Below are 13250 nucleotides of genomic sequence, written 5' to 3' on the forward strand. Positions count from 1 at the left end.
CACTACGAGGACTGGTTCGGCGAACTGACCGTTCCTCCCTAATATCCCCTCATGCGTGATTTCCCTTCACCGGCCCATGACTCCGCCTTGGCATCGGGTCGGCGTTGGGCGCCCCGGATGCTGGCCGCCTTCGTCGTGTGCGCGGCCGTCCACCTGGCCGTGAACGCCGCCGGCCTGCAGCCCTACGCGTCGGTGTCCAAGGGGCTGCTGATGCCGTTGCTCGCCGGGTGGGTGCTGGCGCTCGGCGGGCCGAGGCTGCTGGTGGCGGGGCTGCTGCTGTCGGCGCTGGGCGACATCGCGCTGGAGGTGCCGGGTGCGTTCCTGGCCGGGATGGGCTTCTTCGCCGCCGCGCACGTGTGTTACGTCGTGCTGTTCCTGCCGCGCTGGCGTCGTCTCGGCTCGGCTGTGCGGTGGTGGGGGGTGGGCGGGTATCTCGTCGTCTGGGGGGTGCTGGTGGTGCTGTTGTGGCCCGGCCTCGGGGCGTTGCAGGTTCCCGTCGCCTGCTATTCGCTGCTGCTGACCGCGACCGCGCTGCTGTCCATGGGGTACGGCGTGCGGGCCGGGATCGGCGGGGCGCTGTTCCTGGTGTCGGACGCTTTGATCGCTTTCGGAATCGCGGGGCTGCCCAGACCGGCAATGGCGGGGCTGCTGGTGATGGTGACGTACATCGCGGCCCAGTGGCTGCTCGCCTTCGGTGTCGTGCGGGACGGCGTCGAATAGGGTGGTCGTTTTCCCGGGCGTCTCGGTATTCGTGAGGATCCGGCCAAACATCGTTTCATTTCTGCCATTCTTTGGCGTTCGCGCGCCTGCCGTACCCCTTCTCATCAGGCATGGAGCATGACTGTGCTGCTCTAAGGCAGAAATAAATTCTCTTGACAGAGTCGAGCCGGCGTGAGCTCGAATTCGTCTGTAAAGTTTCTTTTCTGTTATCGTCAGGCTGTTCCCAGGTCATTCGGGCCCGGTTATCGTATGGGATTGACACGCCAACGGGGCGAAATCCACCACCACGAAACGCGACCAGCTATTCCGGCACCAATTCATGCTGGTTCATTTGGCGTGCCGGAAAACCGCTGGAAATCGCGGGGGAGGTTAGTTTCCGATGACATCCACAGGTGTGAAACGAGGATTCTGGGCACGGCTGCTCACCGTCGCCGTACCGGCTCTTCTCCTGGTCGGCCTGCTGCCGGCCGCACCGGCAGCCGCCAGCGGCGGAATCAGCACCGTTCCGCAGGTGCACTGTGTCGGTGACGGCGTCAGCGGTCACCGCGTCAAGCTGATCTACGCCTACGAAGGCACGAAGAACTACTACGCCGACAAGGAAGCGCGCATCAGGCACGCCGCCTGGGTCCTGCAGGAGAATGTCAACGACAGCGCCAGGCGTGACGGCAAGGAGCGCTGGGTCCGGTTCGAGACCACCAGCTCCACCGGCTGCGACCTGGACATCGACGTCGTCCAGGTGCCCAACGGCACCTCCACCGTCGGCTGGGTCGGAGCGCTGCAGGGGCTCGGCTACACCGACACCGATCACATCTACATCGGCTACTTCGAGTCCGCCACCGGCTGTGGCGGCGCGGTCGGCGACACGCCGATCGCCGAGGACAACACCCCGGGCACCGGCAACAGGTACAACCAGTACACGACCTGGATCAACCTCGCGCCCAACTGTGCCAGCGGGCACGAGATGACCCACGAGTTCGCCCACGCGGTCGGCGGCATCCTGCCCAACGCGCCGAACTTCGTCAGCGGCTATCACTGCAGCGACTCCAACGACACCCTGTGCCAGGGCGGTGCGACCCCCGCCTGCCCGGACCCGCTGGCCATGCGCCTGCTCGACTGCAACAAGGACGACTACTTCGGCGTCACGCCGGTCGGCAGCTACCTCAACAACTACTTCAACGCCGCCAAGGACAGCCTCTACCTGGAGCACGGCGGCACGGTGTCGGCGATGACGACGATCCCGCTGCTGGCGCCACAGCTGAAGGTCGCCGACGTGGAGGGCAGCGAGATCGTCTTCTCCGTCAACCCGCTCACGAAGGTCGAGACCTCGCCGGTCAACCGTGACGTCCAGCTCCTGCGCAACGGCACCGTCGTGGCCACCGTGCCGATCTGGCAGAACTCCATCAGGATCACCGGCCTCACCACCAACACCAGCGCCGGGTACCAGGTCAGGGAGCGCCTCACGTACGGCGGCGTCACGCGCGTCTCGCCCGACTCCGACCAGATCATCGTGCTGACCAACACCAGCACCAACACCGCGGGCGTCGTGGCCGACGACACCACCACGATCTTCACCAACGACGTCGTCGACCCCGCGGGCCCGAACCTGGCCCTCGACCTGTACGGCTACGACCCCAACGACAATGCCGCCATCAAGCAGTGGCCGCAGCAGAACAACGAGGTGAACCAGCGCTGGACGCTCGCCGACGCGGGCAGCGGCGCGTACACGATCGCCAGCGAGTACAGCAGGAAGTGCCTGAGCCCGCTGGGCGGCAGCGGCACCGCGGGCACGGCCATCGTCCAGGTGACCTGCACCGGGGCCACCGCCCAGAAGTGGACGTTCCCCGTGATCTCCGGTCTCACGTACCAGATCAAGGCGAGCGTCGGCACCAACCAGTGCATCCAGTCGAGCGGCGGCGCGACCGGCGGCGGCACCGCCCTGGTTCTCGCCACCTGCAACACCTCCGCCCAGACCCAGCGCTGGACCAACAACCAGGTCGCCTGACCCCAGGCGTTCTGTCCACATAGACGCCCCTGCCCGGCGGTTCCCGGGCAGGGGCGTCAATGGTGGAGTGCGCTGTAGTGACCGGCGAACGCCCCTGGCGGAAGACTGGCCTGCATGGACAAGGGAAGAGCAGCCGTCCGGCGAGGCTGCGGATACCTGGTGGCAGGCCTGGGCGGCGCGCTCGTGACGCTGTTGCTGCTGCCTCTCGCGGCGGTACGGCCGGGCCCGCTGAACCGGTGGACGGCCTGGCACCGCCGCCGTGCCGCCGCCCTCGCCGGACTGCCCGCCGCGCCGGCCGTACGCCCCGGCAGGTGGTGGTCGGCCGTGGAGTACGCCGTGGTCGGCACGCTGCTCGGCTCGCTCACCCTGCTGGCCGTGGCCCGGGTCGCGGTCGTGCCGTTCTGGTGGCTGTACCCGGCCGATCGGCCGATCGTGCTGGGCGCGCCCGTGACCGGGTGGGGGTCGGCCATCGGGTACGGCGTGCTCGCGCTGGCGTTCCTGGTGTGGGGCGTGCCGCCGCTGGCCCGATGGCAGGCTCGCCGCATGCTCGGCGGGCACAGCACCGAGGACTGGGACAGCCTCACCGAACGCGTCGCCCACCTGGGCGAGACCCGTGCCGCCGTGCTCGACGCACACGGGGCCGAGCTGCGCCGCATCGAACGCGATCTGCACGACGGCGCCCAGGCCAGGCTGGTCGCGCTGGCCATCAGGCTGGGGGTGGCCAGGGAGGCGCTCGGCGACAGCGGGCCCGTCGCCGACCTGCTGCGGGAGGCGCACGAAGGGGCCGAGGCGGCGATGGTGGAGCTGCGCGGGGTGATCCGCACGATGTACCCGCCGATCCTGGCCGACCGAGGGCTCGACGGCGCGCTCGCGGCGCTCGGCGCGCACTGCGAGGTGCCCGTGGAGCTGCGGCTCGACGACGTCGGCGAGCTTCCCGCCGCACTGGAGGCGGCGGCGTACTTCATCGTCGCCGAAGCCCTCACCAATGTCGCCAAGCACAGCCGGGCCGGCCGCGCCGCCGTACGCGTGGCCCGACGGGACGGCACGCTCCTGGTCGAGGTGGACGACGACGGCGTCGGCGGGGTGCAGGAGACGCGTGGCACCGGCGTGGTCGGCATCCGGCGTCGCGCCGCCGCGCTGGACGGCGTCCTGCGCGTCGAGAGCCCGCCGGGCGGACCGACGCGCCTGAGGGTGGAGCTGCCGTGCGCGTCGTGATCGCCGAGGACAACGTGCTGCTGTCGTCCGGGATCGAGCTCCTGCTGGCGGGCAAGGGCATCGAGGTCGTCGAGGTCGCCACCGACGGCCCCGCCTTCGTCGCCGCCGTACGCAGGCACCGCCCCGACGCCACGATCGTGGACGTACGGCTGCCGCCCGGCTTCCGGGACGAGGGCGTCAGGGCCGCCATCGAGGCCCGCCGCGATCGGCCCGGCCTGCCGGTGCTGGTGCTGTCGCAGTACGTCGAACGCGTCTACGCCCGCGAGCTGCTGGCCGACGGGGGCGGCGCGGTTGGGTACCTGCTCAAGGACCGGGTCGCCCGGGTGGGGGAGTTCGTCGCGGCGCTGCGTTCGGTGGCGTCGGGGGCGACCGTGATGGATCCCGAGGTGGTCGCCCAGCTGATGTCCGGGCGCGAGCATCTGGTCGACGGGCTCACGGCGCGTGAGCTCGAGGTGCTCACCCTGATGGCGCAGGGGCGCGACAACACCGACATCGGACGACATCTGGTGATCACTGCGCATGCGGTGCACAAGCACATCGGCAACATCTTCACCAAGCTCGGACTACCACCGGACGAGGCCGGACACCGACGCGTCCTCGCCGTCCTCGCCTTCCTCAGCACTGACCGCTGAGCCTGCATCGTTACCCAGCACTGACCGCTGAGCTTTCACGGTTCCTCAGCACTGATCGCTGAGCCTTCATCTCCCACATTCCGCAGCACTGATCGCTGACCTCTTTGTCACTTACATCGAAGGAGATTTCGCATGCCCATCGTCAGGTCCCTCATCGTCGCGGCCCTCGTCGCGACCCCCGCTCACGCCGCCGAACTGCGTAGCTATCTCCAGGACGCGGCCGACGACGGCTCGGTCGCCGTGCTCGCCGAGGTGCGCGCCGCCGGACGTACCCACCGGCTGGCCGTCGGCAGGACCGAGTACGGCAGGCCGCGTCCCGCGCCGGTCGGCGGCCGGTTCCGGATCGGCAGTGTCACCAAGGCGTTCACCGCCGTCGTCGTGCTGCAACTGGCCGCCGAAGGGCGCCTCGCGCTCGACGATCGGCTGAGCCGCTGGCTGCCCGGTGTCGTACGTGCGGCCGATCGCATCACACTGAAGAGCCTGCTGCAGCACACCAGCGGCATTCCCGACTATTACCCCACCCTCCTGGACGCCTCGGGAGTGCCCCGGGAGCCGTCGCGCGACTGGCGGGAGGAGGAGCTGGTCGCCCTGGCCGAGACGCTGCCGCGCACGTCAGGGGATTTCGCCTACTCGAACACGAACTACGTGCTGCTCGGCATGGTGATCCGCGCCGTCACCGGGCACGACTACGGCACGGAGATCGCCCGAAGGGTCATCCGGAGGGCCGGGCTGGCGCAGACCTCGGTCCCCGGCTCGCTGCCGTCGATCAAGGGACCGCATCCGCATGCCTATGTCGTACGGGACGGCGTTGTCACCGATGTCACGGCGCTCCATCCGAGTGTGCTCGGGGCGGCCGGTGGGATGGTGTCGAGCACGGCCGATCTGAATCGGTTCATGCGCGCTCTGCTCGGCGGGCGGTTGCTGGGGGCGCGCTGGCTCGGCCTGATGAAGACGACCCTGCCAGGGGGCGGGTACGGGCTCGGCCTGGCGACGGTGCGGACGCCGTGCGGCACGTTCTACGGGCAGGGCGGAGGCGTCGCCGGGTACTCGGCCGTGGTGTTCCACAGCGAGGACGGCAGGCGAGAGGTCAGCTTCGCCGCCACGCCGTACAAGGGGGATCCAGGGCGGGCGCTGAACACGCTGCTGGTACGGGCGGCGTGCGAGGCGGTGGGTTAGCGGCAATGCCAGTTAGTTAAGGGTCTTCGGTGGTCGTCAACATGGCTTCGGTGAGGATGTCGATGTTGATGGTCGTGCGGTGATTGGTGCGGTCTATCTGGCCTTTCGCGCGATGTTTGGAGATCGCTCGTTTCACGACGCGGGGACTGGATCGGCTCCGGCGCTTGGGGAGCAGGCTGGCCAGGACAGCCCGTCCGATCCGGCCTGGCAGGCCGGCGGGCTCGGTGATGATCCCGGCGGCTGCGGTGATCTGGTCGCGGGCGGCGTACAAAGCGACGGTGAAGCTGGCCCGGTCGTCCAGGACGGCCGGGTCGGGACCGGTGGCGCCGGCCATCGCGGTCCGCAGCACCTGATAGCCGACCAGCAGGGCGTACATCTCCTGTTCGACGCCCTGAGGAGTACGGGACCGCAAAACCCTGCCGCCCAGGAGGGCCGATTTCAGCTCCCGGTATGCCGTCTCGATCTCCCACCGCCGGTGATACAGATCCACGACGTCGGGCGCCGGGTAACGCCGATGGTCGAGCAGGGTGGTGATCAGCCGGTAACGACCGCTCCGGCAGCCGCCACCCGAGAGGCCAAGAGTGATCTGCGCATCGATCACCCGGACCGTGACCCCGCCCAGTACCGAGATCCACGACCCGTCCGGCAGGGCCGCCAGCCGGGGCAGCGGCCGGCTGTTCTTGCAGCGGATCAGCAGGCCGCCGCCGGTCGCGGCGATCTGGGTGATGAGGTCCTTGACCGCGAAGTTCCGGTCGGCCAGCAGCAGCATTCCCGGCCGCAGGCAGCCGAACAGGTCCGGCGCATAGGTGCTCTCACCGGTTTTGAACTGCCCGAACCTCGCCCCCAGCACAGTGCGGGTACCACAGGCGACCACCGCCAGCAACCGGACCAGCGGAAACCCCGATCCGCCATGAGATCCGCTCTGACGCCCGTAACAGGCCAGGTTCTGCGGGCTGTCCGGCACGCTCATCGTCGTCCCGTCGATCGCGCACACCAGCAGCCCCCTCCACCGCGCCGCCCCCGCAGGTGGCCCCGCCAGCAATTCGAACAACGCCTTCAACGGCGCCACCCCCACCCGCCTGCGGGCCTGGGCCAGCGCCGACGATGACGGCACCGGCCCGCCCTCCTCCAGCCCCGCCACCAACCGCGACCAGACCTGCCGATACCCCAGCTCGGCGAACAACCCCGCCGCCACCAGCAGGTACACCACCACACGCGAGGGCAACTCCCGCACCCGCCGCTCGGTCGCACCGGTCTCGGCCAGCACCTCATCGACCATCTCGAACGGCACGATCTGTGTCAGCTCGCCCAGATGACCGGGCGCGAACACCCCCATACCCACCCGAACCGTGTGCGTCACCGAACAGATAGCGGAGGCCAGGGCAGACCTGGCAGACTGACGAGCCAACGGAGATCCAGTCTGTGCGGGCGGTGGTAGAAGATCACCCGTTCTACTGGATCTCCGTTCTCATGTCCGGACTTCAGCCGAAACCCTCACCACCAGCAGCCAGACCTTAACTAACCGGCATTGGGGTTAGCGGTCCTTGCGGGTGAACTTCCGCGTCTTGGTCGTGGTGAACGCCTGGGTCTTGGCCGCGGCGTACTTCTGCGTCCTGGCCAGGTCGGCGGCGCGCGACGAGCGGAGGAGGCGGCGCACCCCCCAGTACCCGAGCAGGCCCAGGCGGGCCAGGAAGCCGATCGCGAACACCACCTCGCCGAGGGTGAAGAAGGCGCGTCCGAAGCCGTCGCCGCCGACCCATTGGCCGATGAGGGTCATGGAGACCATGCCCACCAGGTAGCCGAGCAGAATCAGTGCCTCGCGTAGTCCGGTGCGCATGTCTGTGATCCTAAATCGCTTCGGAGGGGGAGGAGGGAGCTTGTGACTCTTGGGGCGGCTGTTATCGGTTTGACGGCATGGCGTCAATGATCACGAGCAGTCCGGTTATGTAGCGGCTTCTATCGTCTCTGTAGTCTTCTGCGTGACATTGCGTACTCATAGGGTTACGACGGAAAGGTTCGCTGACTAAGGGAGTCCGATGAGCAACGCCAGCACCTCGGGAGTATGGCCGTCCCTCAGCACCACCCCGCCGAATCTCAACGGCCTCGGCACCGGGCATGTCCAGTGGGGACAGCCCGCCGGAGGAGGCCAGAGCGGATATGTGTTCCAGGGAGGCACGGTCCCGGTCAAGACGGACGGCACCGAGTTCACCCTGGGCACCTTCACCCATGAGAACTTCCCCATCACGGGAATGCCCCAGCAGCAGTTCGACGTCGACCTGACCGTACGCGTGAGCTTCGAGGACGGCACCACCGCCGACTTCGCCTTCCGCTTCCACCACAACGAGACGCCCAACAACGGGCCCGCGCCCGACGACATCGTGGACCTGCCCACGTTCGTCTCGCCGCAGACCGTGACGATCGACGGCGAGGAGTACGGCGTCGTCATCAGCGGGTTCAAGCAGAACGGCCAGGTCGTCCGTACCTTCATCAGCCCCGAGAACGGTGCCAACAGCGCCGATGTCGTCGCGTTGTTCGCCAAGGCCGGGCGCCCGGACGTGCACATCACCACCGTGCGCTCCAAGGGCGGGGTGAAGTACACGCAGGCCGACGAGTACGTCGAAATCATCAACCGCGGCACCGTGGCCGCCAACATATCCGGCTGGACACTCGGCGCCGACGACGCCGGGCAGGACTTCGTCTTCCCGCCCGGCACCGTGCTGCAACCCGGCCAGAAGCTCCGTATCTACACCAACGAGGTCCACCCCGAGTGGGGCGGATTCAGCTACGGCAGCGGCCGCCCCATCTGGAACGACAAGGGCGACGAGGCCAAACTCCGCGACACCACCGGAAACACCGTGTCCACGTACGGGTACGGCAGCAAGGCGCCCACTCCCTGAGGCTTCCTGAGGCTCGGCGTCGCGGGCTCCCGGCCGTGGTGGCGGCCGGGGGTCTGCGGGGCGGGGTCAGTTCGTGCCCGGCCGCTGCCAGGTGTCGAACACCGGGGGCGGTGGATCCAGGAGGCGGCCGAGCTCGGTGATCCTGGCGACGCAGGCCGGACAGACATGCTCCTCGACCGCCCTGGCCACCTCCTCCGGCGTCGGCTCCCTGCGAGCGCCCGCCATGGTCATGCCGAGCGGCATGTTCGTCTCGGGGTCCATCGTGACGGAGAAGACGTCCGAAGGCTCGAAGGCGAAGATGTTCCCGCACACGTGACATCTGCCGATCGTGGTCATCCATTCATCCTGCATCGAGCGGTGCGCCCCTGGAAAGCCGTCGTCGGGAGGCGTCGGCGCGGCTCACAGCCTGCGTAGTGCCTCCATGGCCTCCTGCTCGATGCGGGAGAGGTCCTTGAGTACGGCTCCCGCCTGGTCGAGGTGGCCCGCTTCGCCGCTCTCGCCGGCCTTGGCCACCAGGCCGGAGACGTCGCTCCACAGGGCGGCTGCCTCGGCGTACAGCCTGTGCCCGGTCTCCAGCCTGCTGTCGTCGACGTACTGCCCGCTTTCGGCGAGGAAGTCGCGATACATCACACGGAACAGCCCGCCGCCGGTGCCGCCCCTCTCCATGAGCAGTGCGGCCAGCGCCAGATCCCGTTGCGGCTCCTCGGTGCGTTCCAGCCACTGGGGCACCAGCTTGCCCGCCTTCGCGATGCCCCGGTACCCCAGGTTCGCGATCGGGGCGGCGAGGAAGGCGTCGGCGCACGCCCTGATGGCCGGGACGATCTGCTCCTGCCAAGTGGTGTGCCGATCGGCCGGAACGGTGATCGTGAACGATCGGCTCTTGGCGGTCATCGGCCCGCGCTCGGCCCGCGCGAGGGCGAGATTGGCCCGGCTCGTGCGTACGGCCGATCCCTGCTGCTCGGTGTCCACCAGGTAGGCGTCGTTGTCGTCGTATCCGTACATGGCGACGACATGTCCGCCGAAGTGCACCTTCGAGGAGAAGTAGTCCAGGTGGTAGGAGTCGAGCTGCAGCCCGACGGGCCGCCCGGCGTCGATGTCGCGCGCCACGTTCTCCCAGGCCTTGCCCGCCGACCCCGTCTCCACGGCGTTCAGCCGCAACCCCAGGCGGGCGGTCAGGTTCCTGGTGAGCTCGAACGGCTTGACCCGCCCGCCGAGGAAGGGGAACGGCATCCCCTTGCTGTCCCAGTACACGAAGGACAGCCCTGCCCCCAGCCCGAACATCATGGGCTCGGACAACTCCAGCCCCTCGTGCCGCAGCAACACCCCCACCGCCGACGTCTCACAGTGCTGCAGCCCTCGCCCGTCGACACCCTGGATGACACCCATGCGCCCCACTCCTCCCACATCCACGACCAGGCCTCCAGCCTGGCGTCTCCCCCCATGGGAGAGTCCAGCGCCGCACCGCCGAGTACGGCCCGCATTCCGGGGAACCGGGTAGTCATGCGTGTCACGCTCGCCACCGAACCCGCACCGGGCCGCGCGAACGAGGACTTCGTCGGGGCGACCCCCGACGCCTTGGTCCTGCTCGACGGCGCCGGGACGCCCGCCGGGTCGGAGTCCGGATGCACACACGGCGTGCCGTGGTTCGTGCGTTCGCTCGGCTCCACATTGCTCGCCGGGATGAGCCAGAGCGACGGACCCCTGGCCGAGGTACTGGCGGACGCGATCAAGGCTGTGTCATCGATGCACGACTTCGTCTGCGACCTGGGACATCCCGGGTCGCCGTCTTCGACCGTGGTGATGGTGCGACGGGAAGGGGATCGGCTGGGCTGGCTGGTATTGGGCGATTCGGTACTGGTGCTGGATGTGGTGGGCTCGATAGAGCCGATGGTCATCGTCGACGATCGGGTGGCGCGAGTCGGGCGGGGGGTGCGCCAGGCAATGGACCCGGGGCTTGGCGGAAGCGCCGTGCCGGGCGGAAGTGCTGTGTCTGACGGGAACGTCGTTCCGGGCGGAAGTGCCGTGTCGGGCGGAATCGCTGTGTCTGGTGGAAGCCTGGTGCCTGGCGGAAGCGCTGCGCCTGGCGGAAGCCTGGTGCCTGGCGGAAGCGCCGAGCGCGTCGCCGCGCATCGCGCGTACATCGAGGCGTTACGCGATCACCGCAACCGGGACGGCGGATTCTGGGTAGCAGCAGTCGACCCCCTCGCCGCCGACCAGGCCCTGACCGGCACCCTCCCCACCAACCGCATCAAGGCCGTAGCCCTACTAAGCGACGGCGCCTCCCGCCTGGTAGACCGCTTCAACCTGACTGACTGGCGCCAGGCCCTCGACCTACTCGACACCTCAGGCCCCCAAGAACTCATCCGCCGAGTCCGACAAGCCGAATCCACCGACCCCCACACCACCCGCTGGCCCCGCCCCAAACCCTCCGACGACGCCACAGCCGCCCACTGGGTGTTCTCCTAAGCCCAAGCACGACAAAGTCGGGTCCAGCACGCCCTCCCTCGACCAAGCCAATCCATCCCGCAAGACCAAAATCAACGCCGAAACGCGCTCGGACCTGACGTGCTGTCCCAAGGCCCAAGACTCTTGATTGCGGCATGGACTCTCTCGCGTTGATCGACGCTTCCGACCTGGTTGGCGAACTGGGGGATGCATCATTCACAGGAGGTCACTCTTGCCCGACGTATAACGTCCATGTTATGAACATGGAGAGGTGGAGCTGGAGCCCGAGGTCGACAAGTGGTTCGACTCGCTCAGTCAGGACGATCAGGAGACGGCCGTCTTCTATGTTGACCTCCTGGCGGAGCGAGGTGTGCTGCTCGGCGAGCCGTACACCAGGCAGTTGCACGGCAAACTCCGGGAACTTCGATTTCATCTCCCTCGCGAGGCTGTGCGCATCACATATTGGATCGCCTCGGGTAGGAGGATCGTCCTGCTCACAAAGTTCAGGAAGCAGCGGATGCGCGAGACCAGCGAGATCGAGCGAGCGGTGTGGGCCATGGAGCGCTGTATCGCCGAGGCGCACACCGCAGATGAGGAGTGAGGGCATGGGGGAGCGCAAGGCGTGGGCCGACAAGCGCGCCGAGATCATGGGCCGTCCTGGGGCCGGTGCCGCCTACGAGGCCGCCCGCCTTCGGTTCGAGCTGGGGGAAGCCGTACGGCGTCGCCGTGAGGAACTCGGGCTCACCCAAACCGAACTTGCAGAGCGGGCCGGCCTGAAACAGCCCGCGGTCGCTCGTTTCGAGGCGGGAGGCACAATGCCCACCATCCCCATGCTGGAACGCCTCGCCGAGGCCCTCGAAGTACGCCTCGACGTTCAGTTTCAGCCCCTCCAGCGAGCTGGGTAACCCGTTCTGGGCTCATGGCGAGACTGATTGCCGTATCCAACGCCTGTAGGTGATCGGTTGAGTGCGCCCCCGCAGCGCTGCCCCTGCGGGGTGGCGAGGAGTGCAATCAGCGCGCCGCGCTGAACGTCGATGTGCTCACGGGTCAGCCAGCGCCGACCCTTCGGGGTCAGTGAGGATTGCATTGGGGCGATGTCGTCACAGTCGTGGGATGGCCGACCTCGGTGCTCTGGGGCTACCTGCAACCAGAACCGCGACCGGCACGCAAAAGGCCCCCACCCCAACAATCGGGTGAGGGCCTCTGACCTGCGGAGGATCGGGGATTTGAACCCCGGATGGTGTTGCCACCAAACCGCATTAGCAGTGCGGCGCCATAGACCTGACTAGGCGAATCCTCCTGGAGCCGTGTGGCTCAGGACAGAGTACCGGCCTTACGGCGAGGCGGCAAAGCGGATCCCTGAGGAGTCGTCGTTCAAGTTATCCACTGCCTGTGGGTAACGTCATCCACATCTGTGGATAACCCACCCGTCCAGCCCGTCCCACCTGCGGAACGGGCTGTGGATGAAGGCGGTGACAGCCTACGCGCGCTGCGCCTCGCCCTCGATCTCGACCTTGATCTTCTTGCCGACGAGGACGCCGCCGGTCTCCAGGGCCTGGTTCCAGGTGAGGCCGAACTCCTCGCGGTCGAACTCGGTGGCGATCGAGAAGCCCCACAGCTCCTGGCCCCACGGGTTCGTGCCGAGGCCGCCGTACTCGACGGTCAGGGTGACCTCGCGGGTCACGTCGCGTACGGTGAGGTCGCCTGCGACGGTGAACTCGTCGCCGGAGTGGCTGACCACGCGGGTGCTGCGGAAGGTGATCTCGGGGAACTTCTCGACGGAGAGGAAGTCGTCGCTGCGCAGGTGGCCGTCGCGGTCGGGCTGGCCGGTGTTGATGCTCTCGGTCTTGATCGTGAGCTCGGCGCTCGACTCCAGGGGGTTGTCGGCGATCGTGACGGAGCCGGTGAACTCGCCGAAGTTGCCGCGTACCTTGCTGACCATCATGTGCTTGACCACGAACCCGATGCGGGTGTGCGCGGTGTCCAGCGTGAAGGTGCCGGCGGTGGGGATGTTCAGGCCTTCCCAGGTACGGGTGCTCATGATGTGTCTCCCTCGACAGAGATGCCCGCTGTGCGGGACGTTTTCGATGTGGTGGGCAGTCCGGGGGCCGTGAGCCGCCTGGCCTGCCTCGATAGTTGCGGTGCGGATGTTTGCTGCAACAG

The 13250-nt window shown here is 67.9% G+C and carries 14 protein-coding genes and 1 tRNA gene; 9 read left to right on the forward strand and 6 right to left on the reverse strand.

All coding sequences use genetic code 11. From position 1 onward, the window contains the following. Positions 1–117 precede the first annotated feature (117 nt). The 5 genes from ACTWNK_RS02770 to ACTWNK_RS02790 all read left to right on the forward strand — a co-directional run bounded on the left by ACTWNK_RS02770 (position 118) and on the right by ACTWNK_RS02790 (position 5745). Positions 118–720: a lysoplasmalogenase gene (locus tag ACTWNK_RS02770; RefSeq protein ID WP_474301910.1), complete on the forward strand. Its 603-nt coding sequence runs from the start codon at positions 118–120 to the stop codon at positions 718–720. 394 nt (positions 721–1114) lie between these two features. Then, positions 1115–2722, forward strand: a complete 1608-nt coding sequence (locus ACTWNK_RS02775; RefSeq protein ID WP_474301911.1) for an RICIN domain-containing protein — start codon at positions 1115–1117, stop codon at positions 2720–2722. Positions 2723–2836: 114 nt separating this feature from the next. Further along, positions 2837–3937 (forward strand): sensor histidine kinase, encoded by a 1101-nt coding sequence (locus ACTWNK_RS02780; RefSeq protein WP_474301912.1) that lies wholly within the window; start codon positions 2837–2839, stop codon positions 3935–3937. Then, positions 3925–4569 (forward strand): response regulator, encoded by a 645-nt coding sequence (locus ACTWNK_RS02785; protein WP_474301913.1) that lies wholly within the window; start codon positions 3925–3927, stop codon positions 4567–4569. The genes ACTWNK_RS02780 and ACTWNK_RS02785 overlap by 13 nt, the downstream gene beginning before the upstream one ends. A gap of 132 nt (positions 4570–4701) precedes the next feature. After that, complete coding sequence (locus ACTWNK_RS02790; protein ID WP_474301914.1) at positions 4702–5745, forward strand: serine hydrolase domain-containing protein; 1044 nt, start codon at positions 4702–4704, stop codon at positions 5743–5745. Between the two features lie 16 nt (positions 5746–5761). On the opposite strand, the gene ACTWNK_RS02795 is transcribed toward ACTWNK_RS02790, so the two are convergent. Together ACTWNK_RS02795 and ACTWNK_RS02800 are read right to left on the reverse strand one after the other, a co-directional pair. Beyond that, positions 5762–7105, reverse strand: coding sequence for an IS4 family transposase (locus ACTWNK_RS02795; RefSeq protein WP_474301915.1), 1344 nt, complete (start codon positions 7103–7105; stop codon positions 5762–5764). A gap of 174 nt (positions 7106–7279) precedes the next feature. Next, entirely contained in the window at positions 7280–7582 is a 303-nt protein-coding gene (locus ACTWNK_RS02800) for a hypothetical protein (protein WP_474301916.1), read from the reverse strand. A gap of 199 nt (positions 7583–7781) precedes the next feature. Between ACTWNK_RS02800 and ACTWNK_RS02805 the strand changes: the two genes are divergently transcribed. Continuing rightward, entirely contained in the window at positions 7782–8642 is an 861-nt protein-coding gene (locus tag ACTWNK_RS02805; protein WP_474301917.1) for a choice-of-anchor K domain-containing protein, read from the forward strand. Between the two features lie 66 nt (positions 8643–8708). Here the strand turns inward: ACTWNK_RS02805 and ACTWNK_RS02810 are convergent, their stop codons facing one another. After that, entirely contained in the window at positions 8709–8978 is a 270-nt protein-coding gene (locus ACTWNK_RS02810) for a hypothetical protein (protein WP_474301918.1), read from the reverse strand. 63 nt (positions 8979–9041) lie between these two features. Next, positions 9042–10028, reverse strand: coding sequence for a BtrH N-terminal domain-containing protein (locus ACTWNK_RS02815; protein WP_474301919.1), 987 nt, complete (start codon positions 10026–10028; stop codon positions 9042–9044). 114 nt (positions 10029–10142) lie between these two features. Between ACTWNK_RS02815 and ACTWNK_RS02820 the strand changes: the two genes are divergently transcribed. From ACTWNK_RS02820 to ACTWNK_RS02830, 3 genes are all read left to right on the forward strand, one after another. Then, positions 10143–11108 carry a protein phosphatase 2C domain-containing protein gene (locus tag ACTWNK_RS02820; protein ID WP_474301920.1) on the forward strand — a complete coding sequence of 322 codons (966 nt, stop codon included), beginning with the start codon at positions 10143–10145 and terminating at the stop codon, positions 11106–11108. 250 nt (positions 11109–11358) lie between these two features. Continuing rightward, the gene (locus ACTWNK_RS02825; RefSeq protein ID WP_474301921.1) at positions 11359–11688 is read left to right on the forward strand and encodes a type II toxin-antitoxin system RelE/ParE family toxin; all 330 of its coding nucleotides are present in this window, start codon (positions 11359–11361) and stop codon (positions 11686–11688) included. A 4-nt stretch (positions 11689–11692) separates the two neighbouring features. Continuing rightward, the gene (locus ACTWNK_RS02830; protein ID WP_474301922.1) at positions 11693–11992 is read left to right on the forward strand and encodes a helix-turn-helix domain-containing protein; all 300 of its coding nucleotides are present in this window, start codon (positions 11693–11695) and stop codon (positions 11990–11992) included. Positions 11993–12298: 306 nt separating this feature from the next. On the opposite strand, the gene ACTWNK_RS02835 is transcribed toward ACTWNK_RS02830, so the two are convergent. Continuing rightward, positions 12299–12387: transfer RNA gene (locus ACTWNK_RS02835), tRNA-Ser, on the reverse strand. A gap of 180 nt (positions 12388–12567) precedes the next feature. Continuing rightward, positions 12568–13128: a YceI family protein gene (locus ACTWNK_RS02840; protein ID WP_474301923.1), complete on the reverse strand. Its 561-nt coding sequence runs from the start codon at positions 13126–13128 to the stop codon at positions 12568–12570. Between the last annotated feature and the right edge of the window lie 122 nt (positions 13129–13250).

The organism is Nonomuraea sp. IBHARD001, from assembly GCF_056106265.1.